Below are 17,557 nucleotides of genomic sequence, written 5' to 3' on the forward strand. Positions count from 1 at the left end.
ACCACCCTTCCCCGTCAGGGTGCCCGTGGCGGAAACAGTATCGACGTCCGCGAAGATTCGCAGACCCCTATCCGATACAACCTTTTGGGCCGCCCAGGCGTTACAGGGCTCCGGCCGGCGGGCGCTGGGCGGCGGCGAACAGCAGGCCGAGCGCCGCGAACGTCACGACGAAGCTCGCCCCGTCGGCCGCGAACGGCAGCGTGGTGAGGGTCGGTGGGGCCGGCAGCCGGAGCACCCCGACCAGCAGCGGCGCGAGGAGCGACGCGAGGACCTGGCCGCCGAGCGCGACCGCCCACACCCGCTGGAACGCGTGCCGGTCCGGCAGCTCGGCGTCCGGGCGGGCGGCCCGCGCCGCCAGCAGCCCCACCTGCAGCGCGAACACCAGGACCAGCAGCGTCAGCACCAGTTCGCCGGCCCGCCCGCCGACGTCGGCCAGCGACACGGCCCCGGCCGTCTCCCGCGCGACCCCGACGAGATCCCGGGCGGGTGCCGGCTCCCTGACGGCGACCTTCCACGGGTCGAACAGCCACAGGACCGTCGTGACGGCCGCGACCGCGGCGACGCCGGTGCCGATCGGCCGGAGGGTCGCGGTCCACGACGACCGCCACAGCACCCGTCCCGCGCCGAACACCGCGCCGGCCGTGGCGCCGCACACGAGGGTCGCGGCGCCCGGGTCGCGGGTGAACGCGTAGACGGCCAGCGGCGGCACGGCGACGACGTGCGCCCTGACCGCCTCCCGCATGACCCGGTCCCGGCGCCACAGGCACCCGAGCACCACGGCGCCGGACACGGCCGCGGCGAGGACGGCCGCGGGGAGGGCCTGCCGCCAGTACAGGCGCGGCTCGAGCACGCCGTGCGGGGTCGCGACGACGGCGGCGACCGACCCGGCGAGCAGCACGCCGACCGTGGCGACCCAGAGCATCTGGTGCACCGGCTGGCGGGCGACCTCGTACGCCGCGAGGAACAGCAGCGCCGAGATCATGAAGACGACCCATTCGAGGCCGGGCACCACCGGCTCGCGGGCACTGAGCCGCAGCACGAAGCCGATCTGCGCGAGCAGCATCGCGACCAGCAGGAGCCCCCGCAGCTCGCCGGCGCCGGTGGCGGCCAGGCGGGCGGACCGGGCGGCGGTGATCAGGAACAGCCAGCCGCACAGGCCGACGCCCGCGAACGCCGCCCAGGCGACGCGCGGCAGGTCGGGGTCCCTGGCCGCCCACGCGAGGGTCAGCAGCAACGCGGCGAGCGCCTGCAGGCCGGCGCCGGCCGCGTCGCGGTACCAGTGCGGGTCCCGCAGCACCGCCCGGACGGCGCTCACTGCGCCGCCCCCAGATACATCAGGAGCAGCACGAACAGCGCCGACCCGATCGCCAGGCTGAGGACGAACACGGCGTACTCGCTCTCCTCGGTCCGCAGCACCGCCGGCTCCTTGGCCGGCCGCTCAGCCTGCCGGTGGGCATCCGGGGACCCGGACGGCACGCTCACCTGCTCCGGCATCGGCGGCTGCTGCGGTACTGGCTGCGGCACCGAACTCGGCACCGGATGCGGCACCGGCTGCGGTATCGAATGAGGCACCGCCTGCGGTATCGAATGGGGCACCGCCTGCGGCAGCGAGTGCGGCACCGGCGGCCGTCCGTTGTGGGCGGTCCGGTGCGGGACGGCGACGCGGTACAGCGCGTCGTCCACGACCCGCGCGGCATGGTCGCGCGCCAGCGGGTCGACGTACTCGGGCCGGTTGACGTCGATCCACGACAGGTCGTCGCCGCCGTAGCCGCGAGACGACGCCTCGGACGGGACGAACACGATGCGCGGCAGGTCGGTCCCGGCCACGCCCGCCTCCGCCGTCGAGAACGTCCACGGTGGACACTCGTCGGGCCGGAAGCAGTGCTGCGCGCCCCACAGCAGCGCCCGCCGGTACTGCTCGGGCGCCACCACCGCGAAGCGCCCTGCGGCGCCGTCGGTGAGGAGCCCGGCGACGAAGGTGACCAGCCGATCGTGGCACTCCTCGAGCGCGGCGAGGATCGTGGCGTCGTCGTCGCTCGCCGCCCGCCATCCCGGTGGCATCCCCGGGAACGGGCCCTCGCCGTCGATCCCCTCGACCGGCTCGGCGTCGGTGCGGACCCTGACCGCGTCGGCGAACGTGAGCAGCCGCGGCGGCCCGAGCAGGGCCCGGGTGCGGGTCGAGGCGCGGTGGTGGCCGTCCTTGGCGGGCCAGCGGTGCAGCAGCGCCATGACGTCGTCGTACTGCAGGTAGCAGGTGCTGCCGGTGTCGTACTGGCCCTGCGGCAGCGACAGTCGCGGCAGCAGACGGTCGTACCAGAGCTCCTGCTCCGGCCTCGGCAGCGACGAGCGGGCGGTCATGAAGCCCTTCGCCTCCGACCACTGGAACAGCATCGTGTGCACCTGGCCGCTCACTACGCCCTCCTCGTCGTCCCGGCCGGCATCTCCGCACCCCGATGCAGCGTCCCGGCGGGCAGCACGTCCAGCTGCGCCAGCAGCGAGAGCAGCGGCTCCAGGCAGCGCTGCGGCCGGGCGCCACGCGGGAAGCGCCCGCCGGAGTCGGCGCCGCCGCCGGTCGCCGAGGCGAAGTGCAGCGTGCAGTCGCGGAAGCGGGCGAACGGCGCGAGCAGCCCGGTGCGCCCCCGGCGGTGCAGGTACGCGTAGGCATCCCGGCTCTCCTCGACGACCCGGTCCCAGTCCAGCGGCGGGACGGCCGTCGAGCGGGCGCGGATCCACCGGTCGACCGGCTCCTCGAAGCGGCCCAGGTCGCTCTTCGTCACGACGATCGCGGCGGGCATGTCGAGCCGGCCGTCGGGGCCCTGCCGGGTGGCGAGCCGGTCGATCACCGCGCCGAACGTCGCGTCGATCGTGTCCATCTCCGGGTCGGCGACGAACAGCAGCGCGTCGACGGCGGACAGGAACTGCGCCGCCCGGGTGCGCTGCTGCCGCGGCTGCAGGGTCTCCCCGGCGACGTCGAAGAACATGAGCGGCCGCGACCGGCCGTTGACGGTCACCACGACGCCGTCGGTGTACTCGACCTCGGCCACCGCGCCGGTGTGCGGGAGCATGGTGCCCTGGTCGTACAGCGGCGTGATGTGCTGCTCGCGGAAGCTGTCGTGCCCGGCCATGTCGACCGCGCCGGTCATGACGTTGAAGTTGGTCAGCCCGCCGGCGTCGATGTCGCGCACGATGCCGGCGAGCAGGTGCGTCTTGCCCGCGCCGGACCTGCCGATGACGGCGACGTTGATCGGCCTGCCGCTGCGCAGGTAGCCCACCGGCAGGTAGTGGTCGGGGCCGTCGCCGGCCCGGTTCGGGCAGCGCTGGATCGCGTGCAGCAGCAGCGACTCGCGCTGCGCCTCGGACAGGTCCGGCGTCAGCTCCAGCGCCCGGTACTTGCCGTCGACCCAGCGGCGCAGGTTCGTCCCGGTCCACTGCACGTCGTCCAGGCACAGGTAGCACCGCCGGGGCGGGTACTGCGCCTCGGGCGCGGCCTGCGCCGGCGGCCGCGACCGGAAGAACCCCCGCCGGGCCGGGCGGGCCTCCTCCAGCGCCGCGGCGGCGTGGGCCGCGCCGTGCCCGCCCGGCACACGGCCGGACCGCAGCTCCTCGTAGCGCCGGCGGCCGGCCGCCAGCCGGTCGTCGGGCTCGCCCGGGCGGCCGACCGGGGACGCGATCGACAACCGCGCGAGCGCCTCGACGGCGGTCGGCCGGCGCGCGGCGACCGGCTCCAGCATGTCGCCGAGCAGCGCGCCGAACCGCGGCCCGAGGTCCTGCGGGCGGGGCGTGCCGTTCAGCGTCCCGGACACGATCCGCCCGAGCAGCACCCCGACGCTCCAGACGTCGTCGCGCGGGTCGGCGTTGCCTTCGCCGGTACGTTGCTCCGGTGGGCTCCACGGCCCTTCGCCGAGCGGCTCACGGGGCTCCCCGGCGAGCGCCGCCCAGGAGAACCCGTCGAGGTAGGCGTGGTGCCGGTCCCAGCGCACGGTGTCGGGGCTGATCGCCCGGTGGACCACGCCGACCGCGTCGAGGCGGGCCAGGGCGGTCAGCACGTCCACGAGCACCCGGTCGATGTCCTCGTTGAGCAGCCGGCCGAGGTGGCCGGCCAGCGGCTCGCCGGGCACCGGCTGCCAGAGGACGAACGGCTCGTCCACGTCGACCTTGTAGCCGACGATGCGCGGCAGCAGCGGCCGCTGGTCCCGCTCGCCGAAGCGGCGGTGCAGGCGCAGGCCGGCGCAGATCTCACCGTCGAGGCGGCGCTCCCAGGCGTCGCGTTCGCCGGGTGTGCCGCTGCCGACCAGCCGGCGCTGCAGGACCTGGTATCCGCCGCCGGCGGCGAGGTAGCGGGTGCGGAACCGGAAGCCGCCGTTGTCGAACGGGCCGCCGGAGTCGCCCGGGTCGCTCAGGACCGGCCAGGAGACCTCGTCACCGGCAGGCGTGGTGAAGTCCAGGACCTCGTCACAGATCGCGCCGGACATCCCGGCCACCTCCGTCCTCGTCGGCGCGCCTGTCGCCCGCCGTGCCGTCCCGCTTGCCGGCAGGACCCGCCGGATGGATCAGGCCCTCGGCGGTCGACCACACGGCGTACAGGCCGATGAGCGTCAGTACGCCGGCCACAATCGCCTGCCACGTCCCCAGATCGGTCATGCGGTCGCCTCCAGCTGCTCGAACTCGACGCGGGCGCGCAGCGGCACCAGGTGCAGCATCCCGGCCGACGTGCCGGCGGTCGTCCAGACCAGCTCGGCGGGGCGCGGCCGGCGCCCGGGGTCCAGGCCGTCGACGGCGTCGGCGATCGCCTCCTTGGCGCTGCCGGGCGCGAACGCGACGACGACCGCGCCGGCCGGGTCCTTGCCGATCAGCTGCAGCTGGTCGTCGGCGCACAGCTGCTGCACCGGGCCGTCGTCCAGCGCCGCCCGGCGGAAGTCGTCCAGGCCGCGCCACCAGGTGAGGACGAGCTGGTCGCGGTCGCCGCGGGCGGGCCAGCGGGGCGGCGGGTGCTGGATGCCGTCGTGCCGCACGTAGCGGTCGTAGCCGGTGGCGAGGTCGCGGGCGTCCTGCGCGACCCGGTCGGGCACGCCGTCACGCTCGCCGCGCCTGATGTCGGCGGCGCCGCGCTCCACACAGTCGACGGTGAGGGTGACGAGGTCGTGCCGGACGATCGCGTTGACCGCGCCGACGGTCGTCGCCGCCGTGTAGGGCGTCCCCTGCGGGCCGGCGTCCAGCGCCGATCCGTGCGCGAGCAGCTCGTCGCCGAGCGAGTCGAGCGTGCTGCCCAGCGTCCGCACGGCGTCGGAGGCGCGGGTACGGGCGTCGGTGAGCACCCATTCCACGGTCGCCTCGTCGTACACGTCGGTGAGCGCCCGCACGAGCCGGTCGGGCTGGCCGGCGGGCAGCCGCAGCCGCCACGCCGCGACCAGGCGGCTCCACCACAGCCCGGTCGCGACCACGGCGAGCAGCACGCCGGCTCCGGCGCAGGCCCAGGCGACCTGCGCCGGCACGGGCGGGTCGGCACCGGCACCGAGGTCGTCGCCGAGGCCTCCACCGAGGCCGCCACCGAGCAGCAGCGCGGCGCCGACCACGGGCAGCGCCGCGCTGATCACCAGTACCAGCGCGACCATGGCGACGTCGCGGACGGCGGCGCGGCGGACCAGCCCGATCCGGTTGCGCCGGCCGCGCAGCAGTGCGGCGCCGAGGACGAGCAGCGCCACCACGGCACCGCCGAGCCCGGCGGCGACGGTGCGGCCGAGCGGCGACCCGGCCGCCGGGACGAGCGCGAGCAGCGGCGCGAGCACCATCAGCAGCGGCACCAGGAGGCTGCCGAACCCGCCCGGCATCGCCGGGACGGAGCTCAGCTCCGCGAGGCGCTGGTCGGGGCAGGCCTGGTCGACGGACGGGACCCGGACCGCGCTGCCGGCCGGGCGCAGCGCGCTGGCGGTCTCGAAGATCTCGGTGACGAGCTGCCGCAGCGGCCGGCCCATCCCGATCCCGCCGAGGGTCGTGCGCAGGACCTGGTCGACCGCGGCCGGCTGGTCGGTGGCCGGCCCGCCGGGCGGCGGCGGCAGCGTGACCCCCTCGGCCCGCAGCTTTGCCCGGCGCTGCTCGTCGGGGCCGGCGTCGCCGGTGAGCAGCAGCCGCCGCAGCGCCTCGCGGTAGGTGTGCAGCGTCTCCGCGGACCGGCGGAACAGGCCCGGGATCCCGGGCCCGCGCTGCGGCAGCAGCGGCTGCCAGGGGCGGCCGGCGGTGGCGAGGGCCGCGCCGAGCGCCCGCGCGGCCCGTTCGGCGTCGCCGCGGGCGTGCCCGAACTCGCCGGTGGGCTGGGTCGGGTCCGGGTGCCCGAACCGGCGGGCCAGCTCGCCGCCGAGGGCCACCGGATCCTGGCCGCCCGGCTGGGCCGGGATGACCCGGTCGCCGCCGGTGACGATCGCCTCGACGGCCCGCCGCTGGGCGGCCACGAGCACGTCGCCGGCGACGCGGTTGGACACCACCCGCACCCCGGGGACGGCGACCCGCGACGGCATGGCGGCCGCGCGGGCGGCCACCTCGTCGAAGAGCTCCTTCGCGGTCAGCGCCTCGAGGAGGTCGTCGAGGTGGTTGTACCCGGCGCCGGCCGGGACGAGGACGACGACCGGCGCGGGCCCTTCGCCGGGGTTCCAGGTGATGCCGTGCTCGTCGCCGACCCACAGGACGGTCGTGACCTCGTTGCGCAGGATCGTCGGCAGCCGGACCGGCACGCCCGACGCGTCGTCGGCCATCCCGACCGCGATGCACACGACGTGCCGCACGGCCCCGGCGTTGCGCACGACGGTCAGCGCGTCGCTGTGCGCGAGCAGGTCGACGGCCCGGTCGACGACGACGACCCGGCTCAGGTCGACCTCCCGGACGCCGCCGTCCAGCCCGGCGCCCCGCTGCCGCACGTACTCGTTGAAGGTGCGGCACGCGGCCAGCGCGGCGTACTCGGTGCGCAGGTCGACCAGGAGCGTCCGGCTCTCCGGTGCCTGCGTCGTCAGCGTCGTCGTGGTCATCGCTTCGTCATCCCGGGCATCGGGACGTGGCGGGTCAGCACGGTGTGCTCCAGCTCCTCGAACGTGTTGCCGCTCGGCGCGGTGCCGAGGAAGGTGCGGCGCCGGGCCGCGGAGAACGTGTCCCGCCAGAACCCGAGCAGCTGCTTGCAGTACGGCTGGGTGCCGGCGGGCAGCCGCTCCAGCATGTCCGTGAGGATCTTGATCTCGCGCTCGACGACGACGTCGACGACGTGCACGTAGAGCGGGTCCGGGTCCTCGATGATCGTGGCGAGGCCGTTCGGGGCGGTCTCCATGAGCTTCTCGCAGAAGTTCAGCCGGATCACGTTGCTGTCGGTGAGGGTCCATTCCTCGTACGCGCGCAGCAGGCTGCCCCACGAGGAGGCGGCGCCGAACGGCTGCAGGTCCAGGACCATCCCGGTGGAGGCGGGGGCGCCGCGGCGGGTGACGACCTGGATCCCGGCCGGCGAGTCCCGGTCGCCGCTGACGGTGATCTGCCCGTTCCACAGCGCGGCGAGGAACCGCTGGAGGATCTCCACGCGGTGCCGTTCGGTGGTGGCGAGCCAGTCCTGGTCGTACCCGAGCCGCTGCCGCCACGGGAGGTAGTGCTGCGGCTTCGGTGTCTTCGCCGCCTGGGACCAGTCGAGCAGGACCTGCCGCACCTCGGCGACCTCGGTGACGCCCATGCCGCCACGGGCGAACACGACCGTGATCAGCTCGGTGTTCACGGCGCGGAACTCGGGCGGCGCGACGTTGTGCCCGTGCGGCAGCTTCAGCGTCTCCCGCAGGAACCGCTCGACGTCGTCGTCGGGCGCGCCGGCCGGGTACACCACGAGCGTGTCCAGCTTCCCGGTGCCCTCGGGGACGAACGCGGCCGGGATCATGCCGGCGAGCGCCGAGACGAACCACTGCACGTCGTTGTGCGCGACGGCCGCCTCGTCACGGGTCGCGGCGGCGCGCAGCAGCTGGCTCATGTGCGGCAGCAGTGGCGCCTCCTCCTGCTGCTGCTCGCTGCCCCGCAGGATCTGCACCACCTGCTGCTTGAGCAGGCCGAGCAGGATCTGCAGGCCGTGCTCCGGGCCGCGGCCGGGGGTGAGGCTCTCGGTGAGCGCCGCCCGCCAGCCGTCGGGGCCGAGGACCGCGGCGATGATCTCGCCCTCGGTCGCGTTCGGGCGGATCTTCTTGCCGGCGTACCGGTCGGCGAGCCGGCGCAGCATCCGGTCGTAGGTCAGCTCCAGCTCGGTCCGCAGCGGGAGCAGGAACGTGACGCCGACCCGCGACCGGTAGAGCTCGTCGGCGCGCCGGTTGTAGTCCTCCTCGCTCTTGCCGGCGTGGTTGGCGAGGGCGTCGACGAGCGCCCGCAGCTTCTGGCCGAACCGGTCGACCCGCGGGTGCCAGAGGGCGCGGTGGTCGTTCCAGGCGGCGTGCCAGCAGCGGTTGGTGCGGTAGCGGTACCAGGCGTTCTGGGTCTCGATGCTCTTGCGCACGGCGGGGTCGGCGACGGTCACCCGGATCACCCCGCCGAACCCGTTCTTGATCGCGGCGGGCTGGGGCGCCTGGATGCGCCAGTCCTGCGACGGCGGCTCGGGCTGCTGCCGGCGGTTCTCCATCACCCCTTCGACGCCCATCTTGTCGATCTGCTCGGCGAGGGCGGAGTCGCCGCAGAAGACCCGCTTCAGCCGCAGCAGGTCGATCTCGTTGAGGACGTGCAGCCCACCCTCGACCGGGTTGAAGTCCCGGGCGAGCTCCGGCGACCGCCGGGCGAGGGACTGGTCGAGCCCCGTCAGGCCCTCCTCCATCCGCTTGACCCGGGTGCGCAGCATGTTGACGATGTCGGTGGCGCCCCGCACCGCGGCCGGCTCGCGGAACGGCTGCTCCTCCCGCGCCCACACGGCGCCGACGCCGGAGGCGTTGAAGAAGTTGCGGATGTGGTCGAGGTTGGACTCGGCCCGCCCGGGCGGCGCCGGCAGCAGCTCCCGCACGCCCCTGGCCAGCATCCGGCCGGCGAACATGTCGGCGAGGTCGTCGAAGGGCACGGTCAGCGACCCGACCAGGCTGGTGGAGACGCTGCGCTGGCCGATGCCGGTCTTGGAGATCAGCTGCCGCTCGTGGCTGCCGTTGATGAACGTCGCGGCGAAGGACTGGTGGCCGTCGGTCCCGCCGAGGGCCTGCTTCGGCTGCTCCAGGCCGACCAGCGACAGGATCAGCGCGACGATCGAGCGGTGCAGGTCCTCCCGGTCAATGCCGGCGGTCTTGCTGAACAGGAACGCGGTCTGCGCCGCGCCCAGGCGCATCAGCACGTCGCCCTCGTTGGGGTAGGTCACGTGCAGGCCGCGGCTGACCAGCTCGGCGCTGAGCGCGCCGTGGTTGCGGTTGTCCTGGTTGAGGTCGTCGATGAGGCGGAACAGGTCCAGCAGCGACCGGCCGGCGTTGAGCGAGGCGGCCATCCCGCCGCCGCGGCCCTCGTCGAACGCCGACGGCATCAGCACCAGCGGGTAGATGTTCGCCTTGACGTTCGCGCGGGCGAACGCCGAGTCGATCAGGTGCAGGTAGTCGTAGAAGATGCCGGCGCCGGTGCCGCCCGCGACCGAGAACGCCACGAAGACGTCGACCGGCTGCAGCGCCGTCTCCAGGTCGCGGTTGAGCACCCGCAGGTCCGCGGCCGAGGTGTTGATCGCGCCGATCGCCTGCGTGATCGGGTGCCGGACCGCGTCGATGTTCTGCGAGACGGTCTCGAAGATCGCCGCCCGGCCCACCGTCGGCAGCTGCCCGGCGCCGAGCCCGAGCGGCACCACCATCGGCTCCCGCTCGGGGCCCGGCAGCCAGCTCTCCACGAAATCCGGGGCCTGGATCCGCAGGTTCCGGGCGACCTGCGGGTAGCTCTCGAACGGCGGCAGCAGGTCGTACGCGTAGGAGGCGGTCTTGCTCGCCACGTCCGCGTAGGACTCGTTCGGCACCGAACGGCGGCGGAGCTGGCTGAGCTCCTCCTGGCTCAGGTCGGCGTAGATGAACTGCAGGCAGTGCGGCAGCTCGTACGGCTGCAGGTGCTGCAGGTTGTACTCGGGGCCACGCAGCCGCATGCCGTCGGCGCCGCACAGCTCCTCCCGGAGCCGGCGCTCCAGCTCCGCGCCGACCCGGCAACCGGTGCCGCCGAGGCCTACGAACATGACCGGGTGATAGATATGCATGGGGTCCCCTAGAGATATTCAGGCGCTCGGTTGGTGGGGCTGGTGTCTTCGTGCTGGGGCGGGTCGTAGTCCCGCTGCTTCGGGACCTGTCCCGAGTCCCGCACCGCGATCGAGTAGCCGCCGGGCAGGTGCTGCAGGTCGACCGCCGGGCCGTCGGTGAGGAGCTCGAGCGGCTTGCCGGCGCCGGGGTGCCCCAGCAGCACGCCGCTCTTGCCGCCGCGACGCGCCGTGTAGGGGCCCTCGCCGGTGTTGGTGGACCGCAGGCCCGCCGGGTCGCGATGGTCCTGGGGCACGAGGATGTCGAAGTCGAACCGGTTCGAGCGGTGTTCGGGCTCGGGCCCCAGCACGCCTCCTTGCTGCTGGTTGCCGCGGTACAGCGCGAACTGCAGCCCCCTGACGTCCTGCCCCCGGACCCGCGCGACGAGCATCAGCGCGGCCTTGACGGCGGCGGCGGCCAGCAGGACCGCGGCGCCCACCAGCCACCAGAAGTACCGCTGCGGCCAGGACGGGCGCTCGGTGACGGTCACGCCGAGCGGAGTGTTCGTCAGCACGTCCCCGCTGGCGGCGTCGACGAGCTGCAGCACGCCGCCGGACGGGCCGACGGCGTCCTTCGCGAACGCCAGGCTGAACTTGAACTCGCTCTGCCCCGGCGCCGCCGCGGCCGTGGCCGGGGAGACCGACACCGACCCGCTCCGGTTGAGGTCCTTGACGAGCAGGCGGACCTCCTTCGGCGCGGTGCCGCGGTTGGTCACCCGCACGACCCCGGACCGGGTCGACCCCGCCTCCGCGGGAGCCCGGTCGAAGGCGATCTGCGCGTTGACGTCCGTCGGCTTGCCGGGCTCGAAGGTCTCGGAGTGCTCGTCGGCGGCGACGCCCGTGCCGCTGGCGACGCCGCGGACGGTGTACCGCCCGGAGGCGTTCGCCGGGAGCTGGAACGAGGCGCTGTAGATCGCGTCGCCGGCCTTGGCGTCCGCGTCCTTGCCGTCGTCGAGCAGCGCCACGCTCGTGTCGGCGCCGGCGCCGGTGAGCCGCGCCGAGAACGTCAGCCCCTCAAGGATCTTCGGGTCGGTGATCTCCAGCGAGCGGGTGTGCGGGCGCATGTACACGGTGAAGGCCTGCCCCGGCGCCGGGCTCGGCGGGTCGAGGACGAACACCGAGCGCAGCACGCCCTGCCACAGCGCGCTCGCGGTGACCAGCTGCTTGGACATCCCGCCGGGCGCGACGAGCTTGACGGCCCAGTCGCCCGGCTTCGGGTTGCGGATCCGCAGCGCCTCGACGGTGCCGCTGTTGCCGGCCAGCTCGAAGGTCGAGCCGTCGGCCTCGCCGCTGCTCGGCGCCTTCCGCCCGTCCGGGTCGGTGAAGGTGACCGACACGGCGGGGTCGGCCTTGTAGACGGTGATGGTGCCGTCGGTCGCGATGGCGGGGATCGGCACCTTCAGGGTGACCTCGCCGCCACCGTCCAGGGTCGTCGGCTCGGCGAACGAGCTGCCGCCGCACCGTGCGGTGGCGAACGCCTCCTGCATCGACTTGAGCAGCCGCGCGCCGCCGGAGTCCTGGACCAGCGTGGCCTTCGGCGTGACCTCCCGGCCGTCGCACTGCGCCCGGCCGCCATTGGCGGCGAAGAACTCCAGCATGGTCTGGTCGATGTCGCCGCCGAAGCCGAGCGGCCACACCTGGACGCCGCGCTCCTTGGCCTTCGGCAGGACCTGCCGCCGCAGCAGGTCCTCGGCGTGCTGCTGCTGGGCGGTGTCGTTCGGCCCGTAGGAGGTGTCGCCGCGCACGTCGAGCCGGCCGTCGGTGAGCAGGAACAGCACCTTCGGCCGGTCGCTGCCGCCGAGGTCGGAGATGCCCTGGTTGAGCGCGGCGACGAAGTCGGTGTCGTCGCCGTCGCCGCCGGCGCGGAGGTTGATGTTCTGCTGGATGCACCGGCCCATCGCCTCGCGGTCGGCGGCGCCGGCCCCCGGCCGCAGCTCGCACCGCTGCGACTCGACGGCGGGCTTCGTGCCCCTGCTGGCGAAGCCGAAGACGATCACCCGCGACTGCGCCGACAGCTCGCCGAGCGCGATCGTGGTCGCGGCCGCCTTCTCCTGTATGACGGCTTCCGGGCGGAGACTTCCCGACTCGTCCACCGCCACGACGACGTCGATGGGCTTGACCTCGCCCTCTTCCGCGGCCGCCGGCCCCGCGCCTGCGAATACACCGGCACAGGCGGCCAGGGCGACAAGTGCCACCCGTGCAGATACGCCTCGCGTCACGGTTTGCCGTCCTCTCTGCGGTCGAACCCCGTTTCGCCGCATCCCTGACGGACAGCGCTTCCGACAGCACGTCTCCGCGACCGGTCGCGGTCGCATGTCCGTCAGTCAGGACGGATGGAGGGCACCTCGATGGAGGGTTTTCTCGCCGGTACGGGCGGCGTGGAGCACCCGGCCGCGATGGACGGCGGCGTGCCGGGTGAGCCGTTACGGCTGGGGGTCGCCCTGGGCGTCGTCCTGGGGCTCGCCGTCGGGGGCGTCGGCCTCAAGGGCGCGGCGGCGGGACTCCACGGTCTCGGCCACCGCTTCGGCGTCCGCGCCCGACGCCACGGCGGCGTCACGCAGCGTGCCGAGCTCGGCCCGCAGGAGCTGGGCAAGCTGGTCGCGCTGCTGCGGTGACAGTTCCATGGCACACCGAGGTTAACAGCCACCGGCCCGGCGGGCAGAGCGCAGCGGCGAATGGCGGGTCGCCGCGGCCGTCGGGTCAGGGCGGTGCATCCGGCCGGAGCGCCCCGGCGGTGCGGGTGGGGGCGAGGGCGGCGGCGAGCCGGGCGGCGTACGGGCCGGCCGCCCCCACGAACGCGGGCGCCGCCGAGGCGACGGTGGCGGCGGCGGGGTGACCGGCGGGCAGCAGCTCGGCCGCGGCCAGCAGGTGCCCGGCCGCGGTCACCCGGTCGGCGTCGCCGGCGCCTGGCTGCAGCCGGGCGCGCAGCAGGTGGGCCACCGCGAGGACGAGCCGGTCGACGCCCGCCGTGGCGGGGTCCGCTTCCTCGGCGCCGTAGACGATGGTGGTCGCCAGGCCCACCAGCTCGTCGACGGCCCCTGCCGCGGGAGGCTCCACGGCTGCCCTGACCAGCACGGCGGCCAGCACGTGCAGCGCGCCCGGCCCGTCCGCGGCCCGGTCCGGGGCCTGGTCCGACGCCTGGTCTGGGGCTTGGTCTGGAGCTTGCCCTGGGGCGCTTGCCGCCTCCGTGGCGAGGGCCGACACCGTGTCCAGCAGGACGAACCGCAGCGCGTCGAGGTCGAGCGGCGCGGCTGCCGGGGCGGCGAGCCGGGCGCGCAGGGTCGTGGTGTCCGTCGGGGTGTCCATCGCGCCGTCCGCCCCGTCACTGTCCACTGTGGACGAGTCCGGCCCAGGCCACGACCCGCGCCGGGTCAGCACCGGCCAGCCGGCGGGTCAGCGCCTCCGGCATCGCCGGCGGGACCTCGCGCCGGGGGTCGAGCATCCACAGCTGCGCGCGGCGCAGCGCGTCCCACGCCGGGCGGCGCTCGACCATGAGGTGGTGGTGGAACATGTACACGAGGACGGAGGTGTCCTGTTCGGGGGCGCTCCACTGGGTGGACAGCACGGTGCGGACCCCGGCGGCGAGGAACGCGGCGCCGAGGCCGAACGCCGCGTCGTGGCCGCGCCCGGCGACGCCCGTGCGGCAGGCGGCCAGGACGACGAGGCCGATGGCCCGGTCCGGCACCTTCACCAGCAGCGCCACAAGCTCCTCGGCGGTGAGCCGCCCGTCCGGGCCGGCGAGCACGAGGTGCGAGGTGGTGTCGCCGGCCGCCGGCTGGCTGACCCCGTGGCAGGCGAGGTGCAGCATCGCCCCGGCGCCGGGCCGGCCGCTGGTCAGCCAGTCGCGCACCTCGGCGGCGGTGCCGGCGCCCGACGTGCTGGTCGTGCCGTCGGGCCGGCGGCCGACGTAGCGGGCGCCGGGATAGAACGAGCGGTGGACGGCCTCGGCCCCGGTCCGCGCCGCGACCAGGTCGGTGGTCCCCTCGCCGGTCCGCGGATCGGCGACGACGAGGCCGACGGGCAGGAGCGGCACCGCGGACGCCGCCGCCGAACGGCACAGCATCCGCGCCGAGACGGTCTGCGAAAACGCCACGAGCCGCACGGCGTGGGTCCCGTCGCCGCGCCGCGCAGCATGCCACGGCACCCGTGCGAGGTCGCCCACCGGCACGAGCACCACCCGCGGCGGCCGTCCACCGGCCGCCGGCGGCAGGGCCGGCAGGAACCGCTCCGCGAGCGGCCCGACGGCGGCCCCCCAGGCCCAGTCGCACAGCGCGTCGAGGCTCCCCGCGACGGCCTCGCCGCCTGGCGCGTCGCCGACCAGGTCCGGTGCGGAGACCGCGGCGAGCAGACGCTCGACGCCGGCGTCGGGGACCAGGCCCGGCAGCGCCAACAGGCTCGGCGGACCGGCGGCCGGCACCATGACCGCCCAGCCGGGCATCCGGTCGGTGCCGGGCACGAGGTAGACGAGCGCGTCGGTGTCCAGGGCCGCGAGGGCGGCGCGGATGTCGGGCAGTCCCGGCGGGTCGAGCAGGCCGGCGAGCGCGGGGTCGCCACCGTCCCCGTCCCCATCCCCGGACAGTGCGGCCCGAGCGGCGGTGCGCAGGTCGGCGGGGATGTCCCCGGCGCCGCCGGTGACCATCCGCCAGCGGGTGGCGAGTCCCGGCCGCCCGGCCCGGTCGAGCCGGGCGGCGACGTCGACGAACTCCGTAGCGGCGAAGAGCGCGAGCCCTCGCCCGACGTCGAGCGCCCGCACGGCCGCGGCGAGGTCGTCGCCCACGAGACAGCGACGGGCGATCTCCAGCACACTGCCGGCGGCGTCGCGGGCGGCCGCCCGGGCGGCGGCCGCGTCGCGCTGGAGCAGCACGTCCCAGGCACAGCGGCGCAGCCCCGCCGGCACAGCGCCGCGCGCGAGGGCGAACCCGGCGTCCAGCGGGTCGTGCATGCCGTCCTCCTCCATGAGTCCCGGCAGCCGTGTCATGCCGCCATCTCCACCACGCTCCACCACCCGACGAACCGGCCGCGCCGCCTTCGCCGCACACCGCTCGACGGCCGGGGTCAGCCGCGGGTGGAGGACGTGTTCCGGCGGCGGTGTGGCCGGTGTCCGGCCGCACCGCCGCGGGTGGGACGGATCATGCCTGGAGATCGATGCCGAGGATGTCCAGGACCGCCCTGGTGATGCGGGCCATCGCCGTCTCGTCGGCGAGCAGGAGCGTGATCCGCTCGGCGGGGTCCGCGCCGGCGCCGGGGACCAGGTCCAGGTCCTCGGCGCCACTGCCGGAGCGGAAGGTCAGGTCCAGGACGATGCCGACCGCCTCGACCGGGTCCTGGCCGGCCCGGATCCGGCGGTCGATCGCCTGGACCGCGGCCGCCGCCAGGTCGGCGAGCCGGGCCTCGTCGTTGTCGTGGCGCTCGCTGAGGGCCAGGTGCGGCTGCTCGAACAGGGCGGCCGAGTCGGGGTCCGAGCGGGGCGATGGCGTCACAGGTGCCTGCTTTCTGCCGAGCGGTCGCTCGACGAAGTTCGCGTACCACGTCGTGCTCTGCCGCATCGCCGCGAGGACGGTCTCCACGTCCGCCGCGACCGCCCGCTCGCTGCCGAGCGGCTCCCCCGTGACCTTCGAGCGCAGCTCGGCCCACGCGCTCAGCGGCCAGAGGCCGGTGCCGGCGGTGGCCGAGACGCCGACCCAGACGAGGATCTCGATGGCCAGCGTCGTGTGCCACGGGTCGTGGTGCAGCGCCGTGGCGAGCCAGGCGGGCATCCGCGGACGCTGGAGCGCCCCGACGGCGCCCCGGCGGCGGCGGTGGCCGTCGACGGTCGCCGGGGTGAGCCGGCGGACGATCCAGCCTTCGAGGTTGTGGATCGGCACCTTCGCGTTGCGGAGGAGGTCCTCCATCACCGCCTCGACGTCGTCCTGGAACCGATCGAGGCAGTCGGGGCGCAGCCCGGCGATCGACGCGGCACACGTCGGATGTCCGCGCTGCAGCTCGAAGCGCCGGGTGTGCTGTTCGAAGACGAGCGGCCAGACGACGTCGTAGGCGCCGGCCGTGAGGGCGGTGTAGTCGTTGCTGCCGATGGTGTCGCTCGCCCGGTGTGCCAGCTCGCCGACGCGGGCGAGATCGCGCACCGTTTCCGTCGATTCGGGCACCTCAGAATCCTTTCGCCTGCTAATGCTGCAACAGTGCCCGAGCGCCCCCGCACCGGAAAAGACCATTACGCAAAAGATCCCACTACCCGCATCCAATGACGTTCCTTCGGCTTTCTGCCGTCCGTCGATCGGACGGGTCCCGGCACCCGATATCCCGACCCTTTCATTGGACAAGTACTGGCCAAGTTCTGCGCAATAGTGCGGACATTGAAGAGTGACGTGGTCTGAGCGCCGGAATGGGGGCTTACGCTGGCGCCCGTCGAATCTTCGCTGGAGCAGTTCGAGAGGGGGACCGGTGTCCGCAGAGGACGATCTCGTGCGCGAGCTGGTGCGGATCCGCCGGGGGTGGGGGCTGGACAGCCACGACCTGCGCGCCAGGGTCGGCGAGCGGCTGGCCGCGCTGTGCGGTGTCGAGCCGGCCGACAGCGACCGCGACGTCCGCGACCGGCTGCTCACCTGGCTGGGCTCGCACGTCGTGGACCTCCCGGCGGAGCTGGCCCGCACGACCGCGGTGGCGTTCGCGCTGGAGCGCGACGTCCAGCACCGGCACCTCACCCAGCGGGTCGAGTGGCTGGCCCGGGAGCAGTCGTGCGCGCCGCGGACGGTCCGCCGACGGATGGACCACGCGCTGCGCCTGGTCGTCCGGGCCGCCCTGAACCGGCGGGAGCACCGGGACGCGGCCGGCCGGCAGCTGCGCTCGCTGCGCGCCGTGCTGCACCTGGGCGACGGCACGCTCCAGCTGCACGAGGCGTGCGAGACCGTCGACGTCACCGCGCCCGCGGGCCGCCGTCCGGCGAGGCTGCCCGCCACGCACGAGTCGTGGCTGTCGCAGGGCAGGACCGGCTCGCACTACACGGTGGTGCCGCTGGTGCCCTGTGCGCGGTTCGAGGTCGAGGTGCGCCTGTCGCCCGGCACCCGCCTGCGCATCCACCGGCTGGAGGCGGCGCCCCCGGGCAGCGCCGGCGAGGAGCCCCCGGTTTTGGGGACCGCCGGCGACGCCGTACACGCGGAACAGGACGACCGGGACGGGCAGGACGGGCGCCGCGGGCTGCGGCTGGTCTTCGACGACCTGGTGCCCAGGCACGGCTACGGGCTGGTGTGGACCGGCGGCGACCATGTCCCGTCCCCCTCTCCCCCGATGGACTAGTCATCGCGTTCCGGCGCCTAGTCAACGTTG

At 74.8% G+C, this 17,557-nt stretch carries 12 protein-coding genes; 2 read left to right on the forward strand and 10 right to left on the reverse strand.

All coding sequences use genetic code 11. The features are described 5' to 3' along the window. Positions 1-100: 100 nt before the first annotated feature. Genes ABZ321_RS41185 through ABZ321_RS41215 form a run of 7 tightly spaced genes read right to left on the reverse strand, consistent with a single transcriptional unit; the run spans position 101 to position 12,432 of the window. Entirely contained in the window at positions 101-1,315 is a 1,215-nt protein-coding gene (locus tag ABZ321_RS41185; protein WP_354901112.1) for a hypothetical protein, read from the reverse strand. Further along, positions 1,312-2,412, reverse strand: a complete 1,101-nt coding sequence (locus ABZ321_RS41190; protein ID WP_354901114.1) for a hypothetical protein — start codon at positions 2,410-2,412, stop codon at positions 1,312-1,314. The genes ABZ321_RS41185 and ABZ321_RS41190 overlap by 4 nt, the downstream gene beginning before the upstream one ends. Then, the gene (locus tag ABZ321_RS41195) at positions 2,412-4,472 is read right to left on the reverse strand and encodes a hypothetical protein (protein WP_354901116.1); all 2,061 of its coding nucleotides are present in this window, start codon (positions 4,470-4,472) and stop codon (positions 2,412-2,414) included. Before ABZ321_RS41195 ends, ABZ321_RS41190 begins: the two co-directional genes overlap by 1 nt. Next, a complete protein-coding gene (locus ABZ321_RS41200; RefSeq protein ID WP_344511422.1) occupies positions 4,453-4,641 on the reverse strand; it encodes a hypothetical protein in 189 nt (62 codons plus the stop codon). Before ABZ321_RS41200 ends, ABZ321_RS41195 begins: the two co-directional genes overlap by 20 nt. Continuing rightward, complete coding sequence (locus ABZ321_RS41205) at positions 4,638-7,016, reverse strand: hypothetical protein (protein ID WP_354901118.1); 2,379 nt, start codon at positions 7,014-7,016, stop codon at positions 4,638-4,640. Before ABZ321_RS41205 ends, ABZ321_RS41200 begins: the two co-directional genes overlap by 4 nt. Then, on the reverse strand, positions 7,013-10,180 hold the full coding sequence (locus tag ABZ321_RS41210; protein ID WP_354901120.1) for a tubulin-like doman-containing protein: 3,168 nt from the start codon (positions 10,178-10,180) through the stop codon (positions 7,013-7,015). Before ABZ321_RS41210 ends, ABZ321_RS41205 begins: the two co-directional genes overlap by 4 nt. Before the next feature lie 29 nt (positions 10,181-10,209). Further along, a complete protein-coding gene (locus ABZ321_RS41215) occupies positions 10,210-12,432 on the reverse strand; it encodes a vWA domain-containing protein (protein ID WP_354901122.1) in 2,223 nt (740 codons plus the stop codon). Between the two features lie 153 nt (positions 12,433-12,585). On the opposite strand from ABZ321_RS41215, the gene ABZ321_RS41220 reads away from it, so the two are divergent. Beyond that, positions 12,586-12,852, forward strand: a complete 267-nt coding sequence (locus ABZ321_RS41220) for a hypothetical protein (RefSeq protein WP_344511414.1) — start codon at positions 12,586-12,588, stop codon at positions 12,850-12,852. 85 nt (positions 12,853-12,937) lie between these two features. Here the strand turns inward: ABZ321_RS41220 and ABZ321_RS41225 are convergent, their stop codons facing one another. The 3 genes from ABZ321_RS41225 to ABZ321_RS41235 all read right to left on the reverse strand — a co-directional run bounded on the left by ABZ321_RS41225 (position 12,938) and on the right by ABZ321_RS41235 (position 16,380). After that, a complete protein-coding gene (locus tag ABZ321_RS41225; RefSeq protein WP_354901124.1) occupies positions 12,938-13,543 on the reverse strand; it encodes a hypothetical protein in 606 nt (201 codons plus the stop codon). 16 nt (positions 13,544-13,559) lie between these two features. Further along, complete coding sequence (locus ABZ321_RS41230) at positions 13,560-15,215, reverse strand: CHAT domain-containing protein (protein ID WP_354901126.1); 1,656 nt, start codon at positions 15,213-15,215, stop codon at positions 13,560-13,562. A 151-nt stretch (positions 15,216-15,366) separates the two neighbouring features. Next, complete coding sequence (locus ABZ321_RS41235; protein WP_344511408.1) at positions 15,367-16,380, reverse strand: hypothetical protein; 1,014 nt, start codon at positions 16,378-16,380, stop codon at positions 15,367-15,369. A gap of 295 nt (positions 16,381-16,675) precedes the next feature. On the opposite strand from ABZ321_RS41235, the gene ABZ321_RS41240 reads away from it, so the two are divergent. Then, entirely contained in the window at positions 16,676-17,527 is an 852-nt protein-coding gene (locus tag ABZ321_RS41240; protein WP_344511406.1) for a hypothetical protein, read from the forward strand. Positions 17,528-17,557 lie beyond the last annotated feature (30 nt).

This window comes from Dactylosporangium sp. NPDC006015, assembly GCF_040614215.1.
Classification (GTDB): domain Bacteria; phylum Actinomycetota; class Actinomycetes; order Mycobacteriales; family Micromonosporaceae; genus Dactylosporangium; species Dactylosporangium maewongense.

Bases quoted from the DNA above. Each gene is read 5' to 3' on its own strand.
- ABZ321_RS41195 (WP_354901116.1), bottom strand. From the start codon at position 4,472: ATGTCCGGCGCGATCTGTGACGAGGTCCTGGACTTCACCACGCCTGCC.
- ABZ321_RS41200 (WP_344511422.1), bottom strand. From the start codon at position 4,641: ATGACCGATCTGGGGACGTGGCAGGCGATTGTGGCCGGCGTACTGACG.
- ABZ321_RS41205 (WP_354901118.1), bottom strand. From the start codon at position 7,016: ATGACCACGACGACGCTGACGACGCAGGCACCGGAGAGCCGGACGCTC.
- ABZ321_RS41210 (WP_354901120.1), bottom strand. From the start codon at position 10,180: ATGTTCGTAGGCCTCGGCGGCACCGGTTGCCGGGTCGGCGCGGAGCTG.
- ABZ321_RS41220 (WP_344511414.1), top strand. From the start codon at position 12,586: ATGGAGGGTTTTCTCGCCGGTACGGGCGGCGTGGAGCACCCGGCCGCG.
- ABZ321_RS41225 (WP_354901124.1), bottom strand. From the start codon at position 13,543: ATGGACACCCCGACGGACACCACGACCCTGCGCGCCCGGCTCGCCGCC.
- ABZ321_RS41230 (WP_354901126.1), bottom strand. From the start codon at position 15,215: ATGACACGGCTGCCGGGACTCATGGAGGAGGACGGCATGCACGACCCG.